At 68.3% G+C, this 22,238-nt stretch carries 17 protein-coding genes and 1 pseudogene; 11 read left to right on the forward strand and 7 right to left on the reverse strand.

The features are described from left to right. Positions 1 to 9: 9 nt before the first annotated feature. The 4 genes from AC5W7N_RS27755 to AC5W7N_RS27770 are packed head-to-tail and all read left to right on the forward strand — an operon-like array spanning position 10 to position 5,490. The gene (locus AC5W7N_RS27755; protein ID WP_495922624.1) at positions 10 to 2,046 is read left to right on the forward strand and encodes a bifunctional aldolase/short-chain dehydrogenase; all 2,037 of its coding nucleotides are present in this window, start codon (positions 10 to 12) and stop codon (positions 2,044 to 2,046) included. Further along, positions 2,043 to 3,500, forward strand: a complete 1,458-nt coding sequence (locus tag AC5W7N_RS27760) for a rhamnulokinase (protein WP_195021624.1) — start codon at positions 2,043 to 2,045, stop codon at positions 3,498 to 3,500. The genes AC5W7N_RS27755 and AC5W7N_RS27760 overlap by 4 nt, the downstream gene beginning before the upstream one ends. Then, positions 3,497 to 4,744 carry an alpha-hydroxy acid oxidase gene (locus AC5W7N_RS27765; protein WP_495922625.1) on the forward strand — a complete coding sequence of 416 codons (1,248 nt, stop codon included), beginning with the start codon at positions 3,497 to 3,499 and terminating at the stop codon, positions 4,742 to 4,744. The genes AC5W7N_RS27760 and AC5W7N_RS27765 overlap by 4 nt, the downstream gene beginning before the upstream one ends. Before the next feature lie 32 nt (positions 4,745 to 4,776). Next, positions 4,777 to 5,490 carry a DUF8020 domain-containing protein gene (locus AC5W7N_RS27770; RefSeq protein WP_195021622.1) on the forward strand — a complete coding sequence of 238 codons (714 nt, stop codon included), beginning with the start codon at positions 4,777 to 4,779 and terminating at the stop codon, positions 5,488 to 5,490. Between the two features lie 13 nt (positions 5,491 to 5,503). Here the strand turns inward: AC5W7N_RS27770 and AC5W7N_RS27775 are convergent, their stop codons facing one another. After that, positions 5,504 to 6,544 carry a LacI family DNA-binding transcriptional regulator gene (locus AC5W7N_RS27775; RefSeq protein ID WP_495922627.1) on the reverse strand — a complete coding sequence of 347 codons (1,041 nt, stop codon included), beginning with the start codon at positions 6,542 to 6,544 and terminating at the stop codon, positions 5,504 to 5,506. 399 nt (positions 6,545 to 6,943) lie between these two features. Here AC5W7N_RS27775 and AC5W7N_RS27780 point away from each other — a divergent pair, with 399 nt between their 5' ends. The 3 genes from AC5W7N_RS27780 to AC5W7N_RS27790 all read left to right on the forward strand — a co-directional run bounded on the left by AC5W7N_RS27780 (position 6,944) and on the right by AC5W7N_RS27790 (position 12,387). Continuing rightward, positions 6,944 to 8,149 (forward strand): MFS transporter, encoded by a 1,206-nt coding sequence (locus AC5W7N_RS27780; RefSeq protein WP_495922629.1) that lies wholly within the window; start codon positions 6,944 to 6,946, stop codon positions 8,147 to 8,149. A 21-nt stretch (positions 8,150 to 8,170) separates the two neighbouring features. Next, positions 8,171 to 10,690 carry an alpha-L-rhamnosidase-related protein gene (locus tag AC5W7N_RS27785; RefSeq protein WP_495922631.1) on the forward strand — a complete coding sequence of 840 codons (2,520 nt, stop codon included), beginning with the start codon at positions 8,171 to 8,173 and terminating at the stop codon, positions 10,688 to 10,690. 74 nt (positions 10,691 to 10,764) lie between these two features. Next, entirely contained in the window at positions 10,765 to 12,387 is a 1,623-nt protein-coding gene (locus AC5W7N_RS27790; RefSeq protein ID WP_495922633.1) for a long-chain fatty acid--CoA ligase, read from the forward strand. Between the two features lie 10 nt (positions 12,388 to 12,397). Here AC5W7N_RS27790 and AC5W7N_RS27795 read toward each other — a convergent pair whose 3' ends face one another. Next, positions 12,398 to 13,351 carry a DNA polymerase domain-containing protein gene (locus AC5W7N_RS27795; RefSeq protein ID WP_495922634.1) on the reverse strand — a complete coding sequence of 318 codons (954 nt, stop codon included), beginning with the start codon at positions 13,349 to 13,351 and terminating at the stop codon, positions 12,398 to 12,400. Between the two features lie 389 nt (positions 13,352 to 13,740). Between AC5W7N_RS27795 and AC5W7N_RS27800 the strand changes: the two genes are divergently transcribed. Further along, positions 13,741 to 14,100 carry an MmcQ/YjbR family DNA-binding protein gene (locus tag AC5W7N_RS27800; protein ID WP_163812700.1) on the forward strand — a complete coding sequence of 120 codons (360 nt, stop codon included), beginning with the start codon at positions 13,741 to 13,743 and terminating at the stop codon, positions 14,098 to 14,100. Positions 14,101 to 14,237: 137 nt separating this feature from the next. After that, positions 14,238 to 15,155 (forward strand): alpha/beta hydrolase, encoded by a 918-nt coding sequence (locus tag AC5W7N_RS27805; RefSeq protein ID WP_163812698.1) that lies wholly within the window; start codon positions 14,238 to 14,240, stop codon positions 15,153 to 15,155. A gap of 110 nt (positions 15,156 to 15,265) precedes the next feature. Here the strand turns inward: AC5W7N_RS27805 and AC5W7N_RS27810 are convergent, their stop codons facing one another. Both AC5W7N_RS27810 and AC5W7N_RS27815 read right to left on the reverse strand, forming a co-directional pair. Then, entirely contained in the window at positions 15,266 to 16,264 is a 999-nt protein-coding gene (locus AC5W7N_RS27810) for a HEAT repeat domain-containing protein (protein WP_194989366.1), read from the reverse strand. A 14-nt stretch (positions 16,265 to 16,278) separates the two neighbouring features. Continuing rightward, the gene (locus tag AC5W7N_RS27815) at positions 16,279 to 16,941 is read right to left on the reverse strand and encodes a HEAT repeat domain-containing protein (RefSeq protein WP_495924217.1); all 663 of its coding nucleotides are present in this window, start codon (positions 16,939 to 16,941) and stop codon (positions 16,279 to 16,281) included. Between the two features lie 149 nt (positions 16,942 to 17,090). On the opposite strand from AC5W7N_RS27815, the gene AC5W7N_RS27820 reads away from it, so the two are divergent. Together AC5W7N_RS27820 and AC5W7N_RS27825 are read left to right on the forward strand one after the other, a co-directional pair. Next, positions 17,091 to 17,501, forward strand: coding sequence for a hypothetical protein (locus tag AC5W7N_RS27820; RefSeq protein WP_495922635.1), 411 nt, complete (start codon positions 17,091 to 17,093; stop codon positions 17,499 to 17,501). 499 nt (positions 17,502 to 18,000) lie between these two features. Next, positions 18,001 to 19,092: pseudogene (locus AC5W7N_RS27825) on the forward strand (transcription termination factor Rho, short form); the annotation flags it as partial. 211 nt (positions 19,093 to 19,303) lie between these two features. Here the strand turns inward: AC5W7N_RS27825 and AC5W7N_RS27830 are convergent. From AC5W7N_RS27830 to AC5W7N_RS27840, 3 genes are all read right to left on the reverse strand, one after another. Next, positions 19,304 to 19,705 (reverse strand): alpha/beta hydrolase family protein, encoded by a 402-nt coding sequence (locus tag AC5W7N_RS27830; protein ID WP_495922637.1) that lies wholly within the window; start codon positions 19,703 to 19,705, stop codon positions 19,304 to 19,306. Positions 19,706 to 20,463: 758 nt separating this feature from the next. Next, complete coding sequence (locus tag AC5W7N_RS27835; protein WP_163812685.1) at positions 20,464 to 21,315, reverse strand: LLM class F420-dependent oxidoreductase; 852 nt, start codon at positions 21,313 to 21,315, stop codon at positions 20,464 to 20,466. A 30-nt stretch (positions 21,316 to 21,345) separates the two neighbouring features. Beyond that, the gene (locus tag AC5W7N_RS27840) at positions 21,346 to 22,221 is read right to left on the reverse strand and encodes an SDR family NAD(P)-dependent oxidoreductase (protein ID WP_228805911.1); all 876 of its coding nucleotides are present in this window, start codon (positions 22,219 to 22,221) and stop codon (positions 21,346 to 21,348) included. Between the last annotated feature and the right edge of the window lie 17 nt (positions 22,222 to 22,238).

The following is a 22,238-nucleotide window of genomic DNA, read 5'->3' on the forward strand; positions in this document are numbered from 1 at the left end:
AAATCCCCGATGTCCGATACCGTCGTCGCCGAATTACTCGCGCGCGCACACCGCCTCGGTTCCGACCCCCGCAACACGAACTTCGCCGGCGGTAACGCCTCTGCCAAGGCCACCGCGCGCGACCCGATCACCGGCAGTGCACTGGAACTGCTGTGGGTCAAGGGTTCCGGCGGCGATCTCGGCACCCTCACCGAGGACGGACTCGCGGTGTTGCGCCTGGACCGGTTGCGAGCCATGACCGGGGTCTATCCGGGCCCGGCGCAAGAGGACCGGATGGTCGCGCTGTTCGACTACGCACGTCACGGCAGCTCGACGGCCGCACCTTCGATCGATACCGCCATGCACGGCCTGCTCACCGCGGCCCACGTCGACCACCTGCATCCCGACGCAGGCATCGCCCTCGCCACCGCCGCCGATGGGCCCGACATCACCGCCGAGATCTTCGGTGATCGGGTGCTATGGGTGCCGTGGCGCCGTCCCGGGTTCCAGCTCGGACTCGATATCGCCGCCATCGAGAAGGCCAACCCGCAGGCCATCGGTGTAATCCTCGGCGGTCACGGCATCACCGCGTGGGGCCCGACCTCAGCGGCCGCGGAGTCCAATTCGCTGGAGATCATCCGCGCCATCCAGCGCTATATCGACGACAATGGCAGGCCGGAACCGTTCGGACCGCCCTTGTCCGGGTACCAGCCCCTGCCGCAGCGGCAGCGCCGGGCCAAGGCGGCAGCCCTCGCGCCGCATCTGCGCCGCCTCGTCAGCACCGATCACCGGCGCGTCGGCCATTTCACCGACCATCCGGAGGTGCTCGAATTCCTTGCCGCACGCGACCATCCCGATCTCGCCGCGCTCGGCACCAGCTGCCCGGACCATTTCCTGCGCACCAGAATCCGGCCCCTGGTGCTCGACCTGCCCAGCGATGCCGACCCGCAGACCTGCCGCGATCGGCTGACCGAGCTGCACCGCACCTACCGCGACGAATACCGCGCGTACTACGAGCGATACGCCGATGAATCCACGCCGCCGATGCGCGGAGCCGACCCCGCAATCGTGCTCGTCCCCGGAGTCGGAATGTTCAGCTACGGCCCGGACAAGCACACCGCGAGAATCGCCGGTGAGTACTACCGCAACGCCATCGCGGCGATGCGCGGTGCGCAGGCCATCTCGCGTTACCAACCCATCGGCGAATCGGAGAAGTTCCGCATCGAATACTGGGAACTCGAGCAAGCCAAGCTCGCCCGTCTTCCCGCACCGAAGCCGCTCGCGGGGCGAGTCGCCCTCATCACCGGCGCTGCGTCGGGCATCGGGCTGGCCATCGCACGGCGCTTCGCGGCCGAAGGCGCCTGCGTCGCGATCGCCGACCGAGACGGCGAACGGGCACGCGAGGCCGCCGCCGGAATCGGTTCCGCCGACGTCGCCACGAGTATCACCGCCGACGTCACCGACGAAGGTTCCATCGAGGCCGCGATCGAACAGTGCCTGCTGGCATTCGGCGGCATCGACATCGTGGTGAACAATGCGGGTCTGTCGCTGTCCAAGCGACTCGCCGACACGACGACAGCGGACTGGGACCTTCAGCACGATGTGATGGCCCGCGGGTCGTTTCTCGTCTCCCGGGCCGCGGCTGCCGTGCTCGTCGAGCAGGGCATGGGCGGTGACATCGTCTACATCTGTTCGAAGAACGCCGTTGTCGCGGGGCCGAACAATATCGCCTACGCCTCGGCAAAGGCTGATCAAGCCCATCAGGTGCGGCTGTTGGCGGCCGAACTCGGCGAGTCCGGGATCAAGGTCAACGGCATCAATCCGGATGCAGTGGTGCAGGGTTCGGGCATCTTCGCCGGCGGATGGGGCGCCGAACGCGCTGCTGTCTACGGCGTTGCCGAGTCCGAGCTGGGTGCTTTCTACGCCGACCGCACGCTGCTCAAACGCGAGGTGCTTCCCGACCACGTCGCCGCGGCCGCGTTCGCGTTGTGCGCCGGCGATTTCGCCCGCACGACCGGACTGCTCGTGCCCGTCGACGCCGGCGTCTCCGCGGCGTTCCTGCGATGAGCCCGGCTGCACGGTTCGCGACGGTCGATCTCGGCGCGAGCAGCGGGCGGGTGATGCTGGCGACAGTCGGCGCGGGCGAACTCGGCCTCCGCCCGGTGCATCGGTTCCGCAACGACGCCGTCCACATCTGGGACGGCAACCGGGAGGCGATGCACTGGGACCTTCCCTGGCTGTTCGCCGAGCTCTGCCGCGGCCTCGCGCGCGCGGACCTCGACGACGGGCCGCTCGACGGCATCGGGGTGGACGCCTGGGCTGTCGACTACGGGCTGCTGCGCGACGGGCGGCTGATCGGGGTACCGCACCACTATCGTGACGAACGCGCCGAGCTCGGGGTGCGGCTCGTCCATGAGCAGATCGACCCGGACGAGCTGTACCGGCGCAATGGTTTGCAATTCCTGCGATTCACCAGCATCTATCAGCTGGCCGCCGACGCCGCCGCGGGGCTGCTCGACGATGTGGATCAGGCCTTGCTCATCCCCGACCTGATCGGGTACTGGCTCACCGGTCGCGCGGTGTGTGAACGCACCAATGCCTCGACCACCGGGCTGCTCGGCGTCGACGGGCGCTGGGATGCGGAGTTGTGTCATCGTGCCGGCCTGCCCGCCGGGCTGTTTCCCGGCGTCATCGAGCCCGGCACCGCGCTCGGCGCGCCACTGCCGGAGGTGATGCGCCGATTGCGATTGCGCGGACGACCCGAGGTCCGTGCGGTGGCGTCCCACGACACCGCAGCCGCGGTAGCCGCTATCCCGATGGATCCCGCCACCGCGTCCTTCGTCTCCTGCGGCACCTGGGGCCTGGTCGGCGTCGAATTGCCGCATCCGATTCTCGATCCCGCCTGCCGCGCCGCCGGGTTCACCAATGAGCAAGGAGCCGACGGCCGGATCACGTTCCTGCACAACGTGATGGGCCTGTGGCTGCTCGAGGAATCGATGCGGCAGTGGGAACGCGAGGGCCATCCCGCCGACCTCGACAGTCTGTTACACCATGCGGCCGCGGCGGATGATCCGGTCGCCGTGCTCGACGTCGCGGACCCGCGATTCCTCGCCCCCGGTGACATGCCACGGCGTATTGCGCAGTGGTATCGCGAGCGAGATCTGCCCGCCCCCGGTAATCGCCCCGCGATCGTGCGCGCTGTGCTGACCGGCCTGGCTGCGGCGTTCGCCGACGCGGTCCACACCGCCGCCCAGCTGTCCGGTGTCGGTGTACGAACCGTGCACCTGGTGGGTGGCGGCGCGCGCAATGAACTGCTGTGCCAACTGCTCGCCGATCATGCAGGACTTCCGGTACTGGCCGGCCCTGTCGAGGCGAGCGCGCTCGGCAACGCGTTGACCCAGGCGCGGGCACACGGCGCGATCCCCGACGACGCGGCCGCCGCGCGCAACCTCGTCGCCGCGGCGTTTCCGGCCCGCCGATACCTGCCGAATCCACTGCCTATACGAAAGACCCGCCTGTGAAGCGCCGACTCCCACGGCCCCGCGAACTGGCGCCACTGCTGCGTCCGCGGCGGCCGGATTTTCACCGCACCAGACGCCGTTTGGCGGCCGCGGCAACCATCGACGACCTGCGCGTGATCGCTCGCCGCAGGACCCCGCGTGCGGTCTTCGACTACACCGAAGGCGCGGCCGAAGCCGAAATATCTATCGCGCGGGCACGAGACGCGTTCAACGATATCGAATTCCATCCGTCCGTATTGCGCGATGTCGCTCACGTGCACACCGGATGGGACGTCCTCGGGGCACCGGTCGCCATGCCTTTCGGCATCGCACCGACGGGATTCACCAGGATGATGCATACCGAGGGCGAGATCGCGGGTGCGCGGGCGGCCGCCCGCGCAGGCATTCCGTTCGCGCTGTCCACCATGGGGACCACCAGTATCGAGGACGTCCATGCCGCCAACCCGCACGGGCGCAACTGGTTCCAGCTGTATCTGTGGAAGGACCGGGATCGCTCGATGGCGTTGATCGATCGGGCTGCGGCGGCCGGTTTCGACACCATGCTCGTCACCGTGGATGTGCCGGTGGCGGGTGCGCGTTTGCGCGATCGCCGCAACGGCCTCACGGTGCCGCCGGCACTCACCGCTCGCACGGTGCTCGACGCGCTGCCGCACCCGCGCTGGTGGATCGATTTCCTCACCACGGAACCGCTCGCCTTCGCGTCCATCGATCGCTGGCCCGGCACGGTCGCCCAGCTGCTCGACACCATGTTCGACCCCACGGTGACAGAGCAGGATCTCGGCTGGATCCGAGCGCGCTGGCCGGGGAAGCTGGTGGTCAAGGGCATTCAGTCGGTCGAGGACGCGGTGCGGGTCGCCCGATGCGGCGTCGACGGCATCGTGGTGTCCAATCATGGCGGCAGGCAACTCGACCGCGCACCGGTGCCGTTTCAGCTACTGCCACGGGTGGTCGCGGAAGTCGGCAGCGACCTCGAGATCGTCCTGGATACCGGGATCAGGAATGGCGCGGATATCGCCGCGGCGATAGCGCTCGGCGCCCGCTTCACCCTGATCGGCCGCGCTTACCTGTACGGGCTCATGGCGGGCGGTGCGGCCGGTGTGGACCGCGCGATCGCCATTCTCGCCGAAGAGCTCGAACGCACTATGCGCCTGCTCGGAGTCGGCTGCCTCGAGGATCTCGGTCCCGGCCACGTCACCCAGCTCACCCGCCTGGGCCGCCCGGCCATGCACACCTTCCCCCGTTAACTGCTCGACCCGCTCACGAAGGAAACATATCGATGAAGACTCGAACCACTGCTCTGGCCGCTGCCGCCCTGATCGGCACTCTCGGCGTCACGGCGGGTGCCGCCGACGCGACACCACAGGACGAAGCGATCGGCTACACCGCAACGCACCTCGGCGACCGCACCGAAATCACCATCGACGCGGGCACCTTCGTCGTGGAGAACGGGAAACTTCTGGTGCGGGCGCCGGGCGGGACAACCGTCGGCGGCACCGAATTGGCCTTCCGGGTGGATGATTTCGTCTTCCCCATCGCCGCCACGATCTCCGGCCATACCGCGACACTGACGCCGTTGTTCCAGCGTGAACATGCCTCGTATCGCCCGGTGGCCCTGCCGTTCGAGAATCAGGCGCCCTGGCGCACCGAGTACGAACGTGAGCAGGCCGCCTGGGCCCGGTTGACCAGCACGATTTCCGTCGGCGCGGCCGTGGGCACGCTGGTCGGCTCGCTCGGCGGCGCGGCCGTGGGCTGCGTACTCGGCGGTATCGCGGGCGCGACCGTCGCTGCCGCCGCGATCGTCGGCCTCTTCGGTGCGTTCCTGCCCGCCGCGGCCATCGGCTGCATCGGCGGGATCATGGCTGTGGGCGCCTTGGGAGCTGTGGCCGGGCAACTGCTGGTGACCGCGCCCGTGGTGGTCGCAGCCGCCGTCCAGTACTTCACCACGATCAACCAGCCGGCTCCTACTCCAGCCCCGGCTCCGGCGAAATGAGCCGCCGCACCGCTCATCCCGCGCCGCGGGTCGAGCGCCGCACCACCAGCTCGGGCGCGAACAGTACTTGCTCATGCCGGTGCTCGGTGTCGGAAACCTCGCTCAGGAGCAGATCCGCGGCCGTGCGGCCTAGCAGGGTGCGGGGCTGGCGCACCGAAGTCAGCGGTACCGCCGCCGCGGCGGCGAATTCGATGTCGTCGTATCCGACGATCGCCACGTCGTCGGGCACCCGCAGCCCCAGGCTCACACACTGCTGCAACAAGCCGAGCGCCAGGAGATCATTCGCGCAGAAGACCGCGGCCGGCCGGGATGCCGACGGTAGCCCGAGCAGGCGTTCGCCCGCGCGGATGCCTTCGGCCACCGTCAGCCCGGCGGTCGGGATATCGATGAGGCATTCCGCGTCGAGCCCGGCCCGCCGGAGGCCGCGCAGCGCTCCCGCGCGCCGGTCGCGCACCTGGCCGATCTCGGTGGGGCCGCCGACGAACGCGATCCGGCGGTGGCCGAGCTCGACGAGATGGTCGACCGCCAGTTCACCGCCGAGCACGTCGTCGACGGCAACCGAACAGTGGGTCTCGGCGTCGCGGTGGCGATCCACGATCACCACCGGGGTGCCGCGGGCGACCAGCTGGTCCAGCACGGCGGCATCCGGGTCGGTGGGGGTGATCAGAATGCCCTGCACGCGTTGCTCTTCCAATCGCGCCAGATACTCCTGCTCGCGATCGGCCCGGCCTGCGCTGTTACACAGAAACAGCGACAGACCGTTGGCCTGGGCCTGCTCCTCGATGCCCTGGGCGACATCCATGAAGAAGGGATTGGCGCCATCGATCATCACGTAGGCGAGCGTGCGGCTGGTGCTGGCCCGCAGTTGGCGGGCGAACTCGTTGCGCACGAATCCGAGCTGATCCATCGCGGCCTGCACCCGGGCCCTGGTGCTCGGGCTCACCGTGTCCGGCCGGTTCAGCACATTCGACACCGTGCCGAGGGACACACCCGCAGCTTCGGCGACATCGCGGACACGAATCCCGTGCCGGGCGTTCACCCGCCGAGAAGCCACAGCACTCCTTCCGTCCAGGCGCGGCGGATGTGCTTCGCATTCGGGCCGCCCTCATGCCGCGCGCTTTCGTCTCGCCCAGCATACGCGATCTGAATCGTTTCATCTCATGGCGGCAGCCGCGCTGCCGTTCCGGAGTCACCGCACTCGCCACACAGTCAACACAGGTCAAGTCCCCAAACGGCAAACCCGTTCACCGTGCTCGACCTGTGTGCCGATTCACTCCTCTTTGAGTGAATCGTTTCATTATCGGCCCGCGCCGGGTACGCTGCGACCCGATCGACGCTGATCGTCGAAGGTCACAGCACCCGCGCGGCCTCCCAGCGTGGAAAGCGAAGAACAATGGCACCTCCAACGACGGAGATCTCGGGCACTATCTGGTTCCGCTCGGGGATTGCCGGCATGGCCTCCTACCTCGATTCCGCGGCCATCGTGTCCAGCGGCGTTGCACTGGTCCTCTATCAGGACCCTTTGCACCTGAGCCGTGGCACGATCGGCGCGCTGTCCTCTGCACTCACATTTGCCATCGCGGCAGGTGCGCTGGTGGGCGGGCGGCTCGGCGACCGCTACGGGCGCCGCACCGTGTTCCTCGCAACCATGGGATTGCTGACGGCCGGGGCCGCACTGCTGGCCGCGGCCAACGGGCCGGGCATGCTCACCGCAGGCATGATCATGGTGGGGTTCGCCGCCGGCGCCGACCTGCCGGTCTCCCTGGCGATGATCTCGGAGGAGGCGCCCACCGGCGCGAAGGGCAAACTCGTCGGGCTGTCGCAAGTGCTGTGGTACATCGGGATCGTCGTCACCCAGGTGCTCGGCCTGCTGGTCGGTGACATGGGAGCAGCCGGCGCACGAATCCTGTACGCGCACATCGCCGCCGTCGCACTGATCGTGCTGCTGCTCCGGCTCCGGGTGCCGGAATCGGCACAGTGGGTCGGCAGGCGCTTCGCCGCCGTCGACAACGGTGGCGTGACCATGTCCGTCCTGCGTGATCTGTTCCGGCCGCCCTACCTGGCACCATTCGTGGCCTTGACGCTGTTCTATTCGATGACCAACCTGGCCGCCAACACCAAGGGCCAGTTCGGCACCTACATGTATGTGAAGGTCGCCGGCAGCACAGTTCAGGTGGCCTCGGCGATCGGCCTCGCCATGCAGGCCGTCAGTATCGGGCTGGCCTTGTTGTTCATGCGCGTGGTCGACGGCCCGCATCGCATGCGGTGGTACGCCGCGGGCGTGGCAGGCCTGCTGCTGTATTTCGGATTGCCCGCACTTGCCGGGGTCAGCGTGTGGTCCCTGGCGATCGGCGGCTTGATCGGCGGTATCGGTGCCGCTTTCGCCTTCGAGGGCATCTACAAGGTGTGGACCCAGGAGAAGTTCCCGACCTTGCTGCGGGCCACCGCCCAAGGCGCGACCATCGCCTTCGCCCGCGTGCTCGCGGCAATCATGGCCCTGTGGACGCCGCTGCTCCTCGATCTGGGCCCACGAGCGCTGTTCGCCGCGCTCACCGTTCTGGTGGCCGCCGCCGCGGCTATCGGGTTCCGAATCGATCGCATGCCGCGTGCCGCCGAGCCTGGCACGACGGCATCCGATCTCGCACCGAGCCGCGCCTGACAGACGAGAAGGAGAACTCCCATGGTTCAGCACCCGACGACGCAGCCGGGGCGCGCAAGCGTTGCAGAACCCGTCCGGTGGCCGATCGCGTGGCATGGCCACTGGATCGGGCATCCGGACGAGGTCGAGACGCCGCAGGGATATACCCAGCTGACGCATTCGGTGCGCTCGGGGCCGGCACGTCACCTGTTCCGCCGCGAATTCACCCTGACTTCGGTGCCCGATCGAGCGCCCGCCCGACTGACCGCCGACTCCCGCTACGTGCTGCTCGTCAACGGCAAGGAAGTAGGCCGCGGCCCGGTGCGCTCGCAGCCTCGGCGGATGCGTTACGACGACTACGAACTGGCCCCCTTTCTGCGGCCGGGCGCCAATGCCGTCACCGTGCTGGTCACCTATTACGCTGCGGCGAACTCGTTATGGCAACCAGCCGCGCCCAATGCGACGCTCGGCGCGCACGCGGTGGTGGTATTCGAATGCGAGCTCGACGGTCATTGGCTGGTCACCGACGAGCAGTGGCGAGTGCAGCGACTCACGGGCTGGACCATTGCGCCGCTCGTGGGATTCCATGATGTTCCGGTCGAGGTGGTCGATGCGCGCGCCATCCCGCCGGAGTGGGCACAGTGGCGCATCGACGACGCCTGGCCGGTGGCGGCGGTCGCCCGCGCAGGCCATCCCGGCGCACTGGCGCGATCACGGCCACCGACCGATCCGTACGGCGCTTTGCTGCCGCGTCCTATCGGGCCCCTCACCGGCGAGGCTTGCCGGCCCACCAGCTATCTCCTCTCCCCCGCCGTGGCATGCGATGCGCCGGTCGAGCATCCGGTCACCCAGGTCGAGGCCTTCTGCGCCACCCATACCGGACTCGACCATGCCGAAGTCGGCCAGCCGATTTCGTTTACGGCGGAGTCGGCGACGGCGCGGCTGGTCACCGTCGATTTCGGCCGAATCGTGTGCGGTTTCGTCGAATTCGATCTGCTGGCGCCACCGGGCACGCGGGTGGACCTGTGGTACCAGGAACGTCCGATCGACCCGGGGGTGCCGCGAACAATCGCGAATATCACCGGCGCCCGCTATATAGCGCGCGGCAGCGACGACCGTTTCCGCGCACTCGAGGTCAGCGGATTGCGCTATATCCGCCTGCTCGTCTCCTCGGACGTCCCCGGCGAGATCCAACTCAGCGGAATCCGGGTGCGCGAGCATCTGTACCCGCTGCGCGGCGACGCCTACTTCTCATCCAGCGATTCCGAACTGGACGCGCTCTACGCCGCCGGTCGCCGCACCGTGTGGCTGAATTCCGCCGATGCCTTCACCGATTGCCCGACCCGGGAGCAGCGCGCCTGGGTGGGCGACGGAGTGGTTCATCAGATGGTTCACCTGACGACGTCGACGGATTGGTCGCTCGCACAGTGGTACCTCGAGCTGGCGAACTCCCCCCGGTCCGACGGAATGCTGCCGAAGAGCGTCGTCGGCGAGATGGAGTACAACGGCGGCGCCACCATTCCGGACTGGGCACTGCACTGGATTCACGGCGTGCACAACTGGTTTCGGTACTGTGGCGACCCCGAGACGCTGCGCTCGCTGCTTCCGGCTGCGGAGCAGATATTGCGCTGGTTTCTGCCGTACCGCGACGCCGGCGGTGTACTCACCGACGTGCCCGAATGGACCCTCGTCGACTGGTCGGCGATCTACCTGACCGGGGCGAGTTCCATCCTGACCGCGCTGTGGGCTCGCGGCCTGCGTGAGTTCGCGCAGATGAGCGATTATCTGGGCAACCGCGGCAACGCCGACTGGGCGAGAAGGCTGCTGGCAGATGCTGAAGCCGGCTTCGAAATCTTCTGGGACGCGCAACGCGGCACCTACATCGACCACGTGCTCGACGGCGTGCCACAGCCGCCCGCGTCGCAACTGGCCGGTGCGGCCGCGATCGTTTCCGGTCTGGCCCCGCGCGGTCGATGGACGTCCATCGCCGATTGGATCACAGATCGAGACCGTATGGTCGTCCGTACGTGGGTCGGCGGAGACGGCGGCTACGACGACGAGAAGATCGCCGAGCACATGCGTGGCATCCAGACCCTCACCTGGAACCCGCATACCGAGTCGGTCCGCGCGGAGCCGTTCGGCTCCTACCTTGTGCACGATGCGTTGGCCGAGTGCGGGCGCAAGGCCGATCTGGTTCGCGCACTGCGTGATTGGAGCGGCTTCCGGGCGGACGGGTACGACACATTCGGCGAATGCTGGGGCTGGGGTACCCCGGCACACGGCTGGAGCGCGACACCGACTCGCGACCTCGTCCAGTATCTGCTCGGGATCCAACCAGACGAGCCCGGCTTCGCCTCGGCACGGATCGCTCCGGCATTCGGCACGGTCGCCGAATTCCGCGGCGCGGCCCCGACGCCACAGGGATTGCTGCACGTCTCGGTCAGCGGCGGCTCGGCCATCGTCGAGAGCCCTGTCCCGTTCACTTTCATCCACGGCGACGGACGAGCCTCGAGGCATGCCGCCGGCACCGCGACGTTCGGCGCGGACAATATCGCAACTTGACTTGCGTTACTTGCTCACGCCCACGCCCACCTACTGTAGATATCGCAAGTCATCTTGCGATAGGAGAGGTTCTCATGCGAAGCACGATGCAGGACGTCGAACTGTCGGTGAGCCGGTTGCTGCGCTATGGCAGCACCGTGCACGCCGGGGCGCAGGTGACCACGTGGACCGAGTTCGGTCCGCGGGTCCGTAGCTTCGGTGAGATCGGCCGGCGCTGCGCCCAACTCGCACACGCACTGCGCGAACTCGGCATCAGCGGTGACCAGCGGGTCGCGACCTTCATGTGGAACAACGCCGAACATCTGGAGGCCTATCTGGCGGTGCCTGCCATGGGCGCGGTATTGCACACCCTCAACATCCGGCTGTTCCCCGACCAGCTCGTGCACGTCGCCGAACATGCCGAAGACCAGGTGATCATCGCCGACGCATCACTGCTGCCGCTGCTGGGTCCGCACCTGCCGCGACTGACCAGCCTGCGTCATCTGATCGTGACCGGCGACGATCCTGCGGCAGCCGGCGAAGCACCCGACGGCGTTCAGGTGCACAGCTATGAGCAGCTGCTGGCAGGTCGTGCCACCGACTTCGACTGGCCGCCGCTCGACGAACGCAGCGCCGCCGCCATGTGCTACACCTCCGGTACCACCGGCGATCCGAAAGGCGTTGTCTACTCGCATCGTTCGATCTACCTGCACTCGATGCAGGTCTGCATGACCGATGCGACGCGGCTCGCCCAGGGTGATCGCGCACTGGTGGTCGTGCCCCAATTCCATGCCATGGCTTGGGGATTGCCCTATGCGGCGTTCCTCATCGGCGCCTCCCTGCTGATGCCGGACCGGTTCCTGCAACCGGCTCCGCTGGCTGCGATGATCGCCGCCGAGAAGCCCGATTTCGCGGCCGCCGTGCCAACCATCTGGCAGGGCCTGCATCTGTACCTGCGCGATAATCCGGCCGATATCTCCTCGCTACGCGAGGTGCTCATCGGCGGTTCCGCCGTACCGCCTGCCCTCATGCACGCGTTCGCGGACGAGTACGGGGTCGAGGTGCTGCATGCGTGGGGTATGACCGAAACCTCCCCGCTCGGCTCGGTCGCGCGTCCGCCTGCCGATGCCACCGGCGAGCGGCGCTGGAGGTATCGCTACTCGCAGGGCCGATTCCCTGCCTCGGTCGAAGCCCGCCTCGTCGCCGCCGACGGCACCCTCGTCCCGCACGACGGAGCCGGGCTCGGCGAACTCGAAGTCCGCGGTCCATGGATCACCGGTTCGTACTACGGCGTCGACGCGGCCGACAAGTTCCACGACGGCTGGTTGCGCACCGGTGACGTCGGGTCCATCAGTTCGGACGGGTACCTCACCCTTTCCGACCGCACCAAGGACATCATCAAATCCGGCGGCGAGTGGATCTCTTCGGTCGATCTCGAGAACGCTGTCATGGCCCACCCGGGCGTGGCCGAAGCGGCCGTCGTCGCCATCCCGGACCCCACGTGGGACGAACGGCCGCTGGCCGTCGTCGTGCTGCGTGATCCGGCGACTACCGCCGGCGAGGTACGGCAGTTCCTCGCGGACAAGGTCGCCAAATGGCAGTTGCCGGAAAACTGGGCGATCGTCGACGAAGTGCCCAAGACCAGCGTCGGAAAGTTCGACAAGAAGCGTTTGCGCGCCGACTACGAATCAGGTGCGCTCTCGGTCATCCGGCTCTGATCGCGCCCGGTCATTCCGCTCGCCGGGCCCGCGCCCGTCGCTTACCCTCGTGCATGGCCTGCACTCGCGCTACCGGGATCGTGTGCCCCTCGTCTATCAGGTCTTGCGGAAGTTCTTGCGGAGCAGGCATTTCCGAACGCCATGGGTCGTTGTCGCCGAGCAGCTCCGGTCCGGTCCGGATCGTGAAATCGGCCGGCGTCACGTTGTCCAGTTCCGACCACGGCAGCGGGAAGGAGACGGTGACGCCGGGGCGGATGCGCGGGCTGTACGCCGCGGCCACGGTGGCGCCGCCGGATCGGGTGGCGTCGAGGAAGACCTTGCCGTGGCGGTCCTCGCGGATGAAGGCGGTGGTGGCGATCGAGGGGTCGATGCGTTCGGCGCGGGCAGCGACCGCCCGCGTGGCCGCGGCGGCGTCCTCGACATCGATACCCGCCACGACCGGCACGAAGACGTGCAGCCCCTTGGAACCGCTCGTCTTCACCGCGCCCGCCAGCCCGTCGGCGGCCAGCGCCTCCCGGATCAGGCGGGCACCGGCTACCGCGTCGGCGAAGGTCTGGCCCGGTGCGGGATCGAGATCGAGCACGAGGTGCGTGGGTGCGGGCGCGGACTCGGCGTAGTACAGGGTGGGGTGATATTCGACGGCACGCTGATTGCCGAACCAGATCAACGTCCGCAGATCGTCGCACAGCGCGTAGCTGATCTCGCGCCGCGAACTCTCCGCCCACACGGTCGTTCGCGCCACCCACTCCGGCGTGTATTTCGGGAGATTCTTCTGCATGAACGGCTCCTGCCCCGGCCGCACTCGCACCACCGAGAGTGGCCGCCCGCGAAGCACTCGGAGCAGCCGCTCACCGGCGAACTCCAGATAGTTCAGCAGATCGCCCTTGCTCGCGTCGGCCCGATCGAACAAGGGTTGATCGAGGTTGGACAGTTCGACACCGTGACGCGTCAGATCTCCCGTCATCGCTCCACACTCCCCCGCCACCGGCCGGCCGTCAACGAAGCCGCGCCGACCCCACCCGTTCGACGCCACCGCTGTGCGGCGCACCGTGTTGCGGGAACTCGAACCCGAGCACGTCATCCTCGGTTGCGTGTTGACGACGGCCTGGCCGGACAAATGCCGGCTAGCCGACTCAGGCGGATACTTATCCGGGAGCACTAGGCCGCGGGATGCGTGGCCACCGATCCACACACCTCATGGCCGACGGGCGCACCGATCCACCGTCGGCTGGGCCTGACCTCGACGGCGCACCGCGGGTCTCTCGATAGGGTCATAGACAGGGAGAGCCCGGTGTGCCGCGAGTAAAGACGGCCTGCTGCGATCGCTCCCGACTGCCGAAGGAAGGCCCGAGCATGGCACTACTCGACGACGTTCGGCCGCTGGGCACCGAGCTCGAGCGGTCGTACGAGGTGTATGTGCGCGGCAGGTTGAAGTTCCGCGTCGGGCAGATCGTTTATGTCGCGTTCTCCCTGGATGAGACGGAGATGGGCTTCGCGTTCCCGAAGGAGGAGCGGGCGGCCCTCGTCGCGAGCGAACCGCACAAGTTCCAGCTGCCGTCTGCGGCGGACATGCGGTTCAACTGGGTGCACGCCGATCTCGCCGCCCTGGACCGAGCCGAGGCGCGCGAGCTGGTCGTGGACGCTTGGCGCATGGTGGTCCCCCAGAAGGTTTCTCGCGCCTATGATCTCGCGCATCCCGACGGTCCGGGGTGACAGTGAGCATGCACGCGCGGTACATGCGCCTCGGACTGGGGCGGGACGAGGTGTGGCCGAAGCTATCGCGCGCGCGAATGGCCGGGTCGCCGCTTCGGGGCCGATGGATCGCGTCGGCTCGAGTACCGTGAGTGTTCATGCGACTCGCACTAGACCATCTGATCGATCCCCGCCTGCGGCCTCTCGTCGACGAGTCGCGTGGGTTCTACGAAAACCGAACCCCGGGACGAGGGCCGAGGAATGTCGAGGAGCTTCGTGAGGTCCGGGCCGGTGCCGGTGGCCATCCTTCAGTGGATCCACCAGCGGTCGACGAGGTGGTGGAGGCCGAAGGGCGCTCGGTGCCGGTGCGGATTCATCTGCCCGTGAGCGCGACGGTGAACGGAGTGTTCTTGGAGTTCCATGGGGGCGGGTTCTACATGGGGTCGGCCGCCGGCAGCGATGTGCGGAATCGGCGGCTCGCGGATGCGCTGGGGATCGCGGTGGTGAGCGTGGATTACCGGCTCGCCCCGGAGAATCCGTGGCCGGCCGCGCCCGATGATGGCGAAACCGCCGCGCTGTGGCTGGTGGAGCACGCCGAACGGCGCTTCGGCACCGAGAAGCTCGCGGTGGGCGGGTTCTCGGCGGGATCGACGCTGGCGATGACGACGCTGTTGCGGCTGCGCGAGCGCGGTATCGACGCATTCGACTGTGCCGTATTGCAATTCGGGACGTACGATCTGAGCGCCCAGACACCGGCGGGGCGTCTGATCGCGGACGAGTACTTCCTCGAGGCCTATGCGGGGGCGGCGCCGGACCGCACCCATCCTGATATCTCGCCGATCTACGCCGAACCAGCCGGTCTGCCGCCCATTCTCATGGTTGTCGGCGAGCAGGACATTCTGCTGCACGACAATCTCGCCATGGCAGCCCGGCTGTCGGCGTCCGGGGCCGAGGTCGACCTGCGTATCTATCCCGGTGCACCGCACGGGTTCACCGGACATCCGACGCCGATGGCGCAGGCCGCGCTTGACGATATCGAGGCGTGGCTCGGCAGTCGACTCGACCGAGCAGCCTGACACCGGCGACAACAGACGGGGCACGTCATCCGGGGCGGGTGTGCACGAGGACTTCGCAGGGCGATACACCCTCGGAGGCCGCGGGGGCGCGAGCTCCCGGTGCCAGCGACTCATTCTTCCGGGCCGGACGTCCCCCGCAGGACGGCGACGGCCGTTGCGGCGACCCACCCATCGTCGTCCCCGCTCAACTCGGTCAGCGCCTGACGGGCGGCGGGCGCGGGGATCTCGCCCAGCGCCTGCGTGATCCGCAGACGCGTCGGCCGGTCGTCGGTGTCGAGGCGGTGTCGCAGGGCGGCGACGATGTCGTCGGCCGCGGTTGCCGCCAGCACGCCGAGCGTCTCGGCCGCCTCGACGTCGGCGCGGCCTTCGGTCACCATCTCCAGCAGGTGCGGCATCGCCTCGGTGACGTGACGGGAACCGAGAACCACGGCGGCACGGTCCCGGACCGCAACATCGGGATCGCCAAGCGCGCGGCGCAGCACGGCCGTGGCCTCGGCGGTCGGCACGTCCGCGATCGCGGCCACCGCACGGCGCCGGACCTCGGGTTTCGGCGAATCCAACCCTGCGGCGAGGTCGTCGAGGCCGGCACCGGCTGCCCGCGCCAACGACCAGCGCAGGGCGCCCGCGACATTGAGGTCCTCCTCCGACAGCGCTGCCGCTACCAGCGCGTCGACCGGTAACGTCGCGCCCTCGTACTGGGCCAGCACCGCTTGTTGCCGGTCGGCCCCCGATTCCGACTCCAGGGCATGCAGCAGGGTGACGACGCTCAGCACCGCCTCCCACTGCTCGGGTGCGGCCGCGTCCACGCGCTCGAGTTTCCTGAGCAGATCCTGCTCGGCCGCGATCCTGGCGCGGGTGCGCCGGACCAGCTGCTCCACCATGTCTCCGGGCGTGAAGCCGGGATCGTCGAGGGCGCGTTTGGCTTCGGTCAGCGACAACCCGAGGGTGCGCAGGCATTCGACATGGAAGAGGCGACGGATGTCGTCGGCGGAGTACTCGCGGTAGCCGCTCGCGGTGCGCACCGATGGCGTCACCAACCCCAGCGCGTCGTAGTGACGCAACATCCGGGTGCTGACGCCGGAGCGCCGCGAGACCTCACCGATCAACATGCCGTCGCCTCCTGTCATGCGTTCTGGCCCAGCGCGGCGGCGCGCTTGGCCAGCTCGACCGATGACGCGAACCCGCTGTCGGGGTCGAGCCGCAACTGTTCGCTCGCCTCGGCGTGGGCGCGCACGTGCGGGTCGGGATGCGTCATCGCCGCGGCCAAGGCGGGTGCGGCGGCGTCGCCGAGCGCGGCGAAAGCGCGGCTGAGACTCAACCACATCTGGTGGTCGCCGCGGCCCAGAGCAGCTGCCAGGTCGTAGGCCAGTTCGCTCTCCGCGCCGGACGGAACCAGCACCGCGGCCGCGCGCCAGGCACTCACCGCCACGTCGTCGTGCTCGTCGTGCAGCAGGGCCGACACCACCGGCCATGCACTCGGATCGCCGATCTTGGACAGGGTGTGCAGCGCCTGGCTGCGGGCCTGCGGGGTCTCGGAATCGAGCTCGGCGAGCAGCAGCGGCAGCGTGAGCTCGGCAGGCAGGCGGCACAATGCCCAGGTCAGCATGTCCCGGACGAAGAAGTCCGGTTCGATCGCGCACCGATCGATGAGGATCCGGGCCAGCCGTGGATCGCCGACTGTGCCGGCCGACAGCGCCGCCCGCAGTCGAACCGACGAATCCGGCGCGGCGAGGGCATCGACGAGGCGGACATCCACCTCATGGTTGGTTGTGTTCACGACAACCACCTCCTTCGCCGAATCACTCAAGTCCTTGTCACAGTGTCAAGGTCAAGGCGGGAAGTCACGCGCCGCCCTGGCGCGCCGCGGTCCGATCGTCACCGGCACCGAGTCGACTCCGCCGAGGCGGGTACTCCCTGGTCGAAAGGAGGTTCGCCATGAGCACTTCCCCGTCGGGCCGCCGGATGTCACGCACATGGCTCGCCGCGGTGATCGCCGCGGCCGCCGTGCTGGGTGCGTGTTCCGACGATTCCGGTGACGAACCGGCGTCCCAGCCCCCACCACAACCGTCCGTCGAGGAGGTCGGCCCGGTCGCCGCCGGTTATCTGTGCGACATGCTGCTAGTCGACACCGCTACCTGGCGGGAGCACCCGGATGTCGGGCTGATCTCTTTCGAGGGTCACGTCCGGACCTGGGCCGCCGAGTACCAGAACTTCGAGGGCGCCATCATCCGGGACCATTCCTTCATCGACGCCGTGACTATCCACTACTGCCCCGACGTGCGCGACCAGACGCTGGAAGCCCTCCACCTGGACAGCTTGTCCTCCGGGCTCATCGGCTACACCTGAGCGCATGCGCGAACCGCTCTCCGTCATGGCGGAGCGAGTGATATCGGTGTGGCCGATGACTCGGTGCTTGGCTCCGACAGCCGCGCCACGCCGTCGTCCGTCGCCGAGGCCGGACCGGTGACCGTCGTGATATCCGGTCATGACCACGGCCGCCCAAGAGCGCGCGATATCCGTGGGCTACTGGGCCTCGGCGCGGCGAATGCGACGCCGGGAACAATCGGGCAGCCTTGCGTGTTATCACGATCAGCGCTACGGTAGGCGCGTCTCCATCTTGTGGATGCAGGTGACTGGTCCCTCCCACAAGAGTTCGATTCATCTCCACGGATTCGTATCCCGTGCCATCGGCATCATGGCCCTCCGAACAGGGCTGGCCGCGCGCTCCATTCAGCGCGATTGCGCAGGCGATTCTCGTACCGGCCTGCCTCCACCGATCCACTCCTCTAGGAGAAAACCCATGCAGAACAACCATATTCAGGAACCGGAAGCTCAACACGCAGCGGTCTCCGGAATCCTCGACATCACCGATAAACATGCCACGCTGCGCGTCGACGGCTACCTGCCCGGACCGGGCGACGTCCACGTGCCTGCGCGCCTGATCCGCGAATACGGGCTCCGCCGCGGCGATACCGTCATCGGCGTCGCCGGTTCCAGCGACGGTGTGAAGCTCGCACCACTGATCCGCATCGACGCCGTCAACGGCCTACCGCCCGGCAAGGCCAGGTCTCGGCCGCACTTCGGCGACCTCGTCCCGATCTACCCGCGAGACCGGCTGCGACTGGAGACGGAGGCACACGAAATGACCACGCGTGCCACCGATCTCGTCATGCCGATCGGCAAAGGACAGCGCGCCATGATCGTCGCCCCGCCGAAGGCAGGCAAAACCTCTGTCCTGCAATCCATCGCCCACGGTATCGCCAAGAATCATCCGGAATGCCACCTGATGCTCGTGCTGGTCGGCGAACGCCCGGAGGAGGTGACCGACCTCTCGCGCGCAGTGCCCGCCGAGGTCGCCGCCGCCACCTTCGACCAGCCCGCCCGCGAACACATCGCACTCGCCGAACTGGCCATCGAACACGCCAAACGCCTGGTCGAAATGGGCCGCGACGTCGTCGTGCTACTGGATTCGCTGACCCGCCTCGCCCGGGCCTACAACCTGGCGGCCACCGGTTCCGGCCGAATCCTCTCCGGCGGCGTCGACGCCGGCGCGCTCGCACCACCGAAAAAATTCCTCGGCGCGGCCCGCAACATCGAGAACGGCGGATCCTTGACCATCATCGCCACCGCACTTGTCGAAACCGGATCCCTCGCCGACACCGTCATCTTCGAGGAATACAAGGGCACCGGCAATGCCGAACTGAAACTCGACCGCCACCTCGCCGACCGCCGCACCTTCCCCGCCATCGACATCGACCGCTCCAGCACCCGCAAGGAAGAACTCCTGCTCACCCCCGAAGAACTCACCGCCACCCACTCACTGCGCAAAACGCTCGCCACCCGAGAACCCCAGCAAGCCCTGGAACTGCTGCTCACCGGGCTCAGGCAGACCGACTCGAATGCCGAATTCCTCCACCAGATCCGCACTTCCAGTTGATCCGCGCCGCGGGTGACGACCGCCCGGCCGGGCAAGGCGAGAAGGCAACGCGGCCCCGCCTCCCGCGGTGCGACTCCCCTGGCGGCCGCCGCAGCCACGTCGCCGCGCACGGTACGTCCCGACGCCACCGCGACGACGACTGCCCTGCGCCGGAACACCGAGGTGGCGGTCGTCGGCGCGAACAGCGACGCACCGGCGACCGCCGCTCCCCCTACGGAAGCCGGTTCCCGTCGAACAACTGCCACATGCGGTTGCGCACGGACGCTCCGGCGGGATCGGCGGGCCAGTCGTGGGCCTTGCTCACGTCGTCCGGACCGTCGTAGAGGCGGTAGACGACTTCGGTTCCCGCCGCACAGTCGAAGCGCTGGCCGCGCAGCACGCCCGCGCCGGATTCGGTGTGCTCGGTGCCGCAGTCGTTCATCATCAGCCAGTGGTCGCGGTGTTGTTCGGCGAGCCACTGCCAGATGATCGGGTCGTTGTCGTTGACCATGACGGCGTAGGAGATCGGGCGCGAAGCCGGGCAGTCGGCGGCGTCCCATGCGCCTTTCGCGCCGGCCCAGACCGCGGCCGAGGCGATCCACGCGGCGCCCTCGCAGGCCATCCGGGTGGTCATCTGGCCGCCGTTGGAGTGGCCGACGACATGGACGCGGTCAGGGGCGACGCAGTAGGTACCCGCGATGTGTTCGGCGACGCTGCGGAGATAGGCGACGTCCGGGCCGACGTTGCGCGCGAACTCCCACGCCCATTTGCCCGCACCACCGTCGGGTTTGCTGCCGCGCGGGTAGGCGACGATGACCTTGTTGGTCTTGGCGAACCCGGTCCAGCCGGACTCGCCCTCGAATTTGGCCGGATTGCTCTGGCCCCCCGTGCAGGGCGATGATCAGCGGCGCGGGGCCGGTGAGGCCCGCCGGAACGAACAACCGGTAGGTGCGAACCGCGCCGGTCGAGTCGGCGAGGTCCACTTCCTTGGCTTCGTTACCGGTCGGCGTGGTGGAACAGGACGGCCCGGGCGGCGGCAGCGGCCCCGGACCCGCCGCGTGGGCCGGCGGACCGGTGAGGGTGACCGCGAGCATCGCTCCGGCGGCGGCCACGACCAGTCTGCCGATTCTCGATGTCGATGACTGCATAGTCGAACTCCCTTGCGCAGCCGAGTTTTTCCCGACTACAACACAATCACACCCGACGGCGACGCAAGACCATAATGTCGGCGGCAGGTGGACACCGGCTCCCCCTCGGCACACATCGTCCGCGAGCGCCCGTCATTGCGTCGGTGCCCTCGTCCGGGAGACGACACGGAGCCGGAGGTGCCGACGCGATGAGCCCGCAGCCGTCCGACCGGACGACTCGCCCGGTCGGACGGCGCAACGCCTGCTAGCGCTGCCCCTGGAGTTTCCCGGCGAGCTGTTCGATGAACGCGCGCACCTCGTCGGTGTCCGCGTCCGGTAGCGAGAACACCACCTCGGCAACGCCGATATCGCGCCAGTGGCTCAGCGTGCCGGGGTCGGGTTCGTCGGCGAGCACGACGACGCGTGGGTCACCGGTGCGGCCGGCGTCGCGCCACATCTTCGCCAATTGCCGCACACCCGAGTCGATATCGCGCTCGATAGGTGTGGTGATCCAGCCATCGGCCGAGCGCACGATCCACGCGAAGGTCTTCTCGGTGCCCGCGGCCCCGACCAGAATGGGCGGGCGCGGCCGTTGTTTCGGCTTCGGCCAGGCCCAGCTGGGCCCGAAGCCGACGTATTCGCCGTCATAGGCCGCCTCGTCCTCGGTCCACAGCGCGCCCATCGCCTCCAGGTATTCGCGCAGCACGGTGCGCCGTTTGTTCGGCGGCACACCGTGATCGGCGAGTTCTTCGAGATTCCAGCCGTAGCCCACACCGAAGACCACTCGGCCGCCGGACAAGTGATCCAGCGTCGCGACGGTCTTGGCGAGGGCGATCGGATCGTGTTCGAGCGGCAGCGCCACCGAGGTGCCGAGACCGATCCGGGTGGTGACGGCGGCAGCCGTGCCCAGCGCGACCCACGGGTCGAGAGTGCGCATATAGCGGTCGTCGGGCAGGGTTTCGTCGCCGGTGGCGGGGTGGTCGGAGGTGCGGGCCACCGGAATATGGGTGTGTTCGGGGACGTAGAAGGTGTCGAAACCGTGGTCCTCGGCCGATTTCGCCGCGTCGGCGGGCGAGATTCCGCGATCGCTGGTGAACAGCGACAGACCGAACTTCATGATGCTCCTACCGGTCGGGTTGATCGTGGCTCAGTCGATGACCGCGTCGGAGAACACCGGCGGATCGCCGAGGAACGGGCGGTGCGACGGTGGCCGTTGCCCTTCGGTGTCGGTGACGCCGAGATCCTGCGCGATCTCGGCGCCGATGAGCACCTGGCCGCTGCGCTTCATCAATTCCGGGTCGCGAGCCAGCGCGTCGATGACGCGGCCGGTGAACTCCGGCGATTCGGCGGTGGCGGCCAGACCCTCGTAGGCCCCCGGGTCGGCGGCGAAACCGGCAAGCGTACGTTCGGTCTTCAGCAAGCCCATCCAGATGGAGACCACCGCGACATTCCACGGCCGGAAATCGACGGCCATATCGTGGGCCATCTTGTCCACCGCCGCCTTGCCCGCGCCGTACGCCGGGCCGTGCATGTAGCAGGTGCCACCGAACGACGAGGTGTTCACCACCAGTCCCGCGCCGTTGGCGACCAGCAGCGGCGCCGCGTAATAGCTGGTGACGTAGCTCGAGCGCATACCGACGTCGAGCAGGTCGAGCAGGGTCAGCGGTTTCTCCCAGAACGGGCCCTTGTCGGTCAGGCCGTCGGGCACCGTGAGGGCATTGTTGACCAGGATGTCCAGCCGCCCGTGCTGATCGCGCAGGTCGGCGAAGAATGCCTCGACCTGCGCGTCGTCACCGTGGTCGAGCACCACGGGCACGCCACGGCCGCCGCGCCGGGTGATCTCCTCGGCGGTCGCGAACACGGTGCCGGGCAGCGGTGCCTCGCCCTCGGTGCGGGTGCGACCGGTGACGTACACCGTGGCCCCGGTCTCGCCCAGCGCCAACGCGATTCCTTTACCCGCGCCGCGACTGGCACCGGTCACCACCACGATCCGATCCGAATTCAGGCCCACCATCGACTCCATCCGCCGCCGGAGAAACC

Source organism: Nocardia sp. CDC519 (assembly GCF_059509835.1).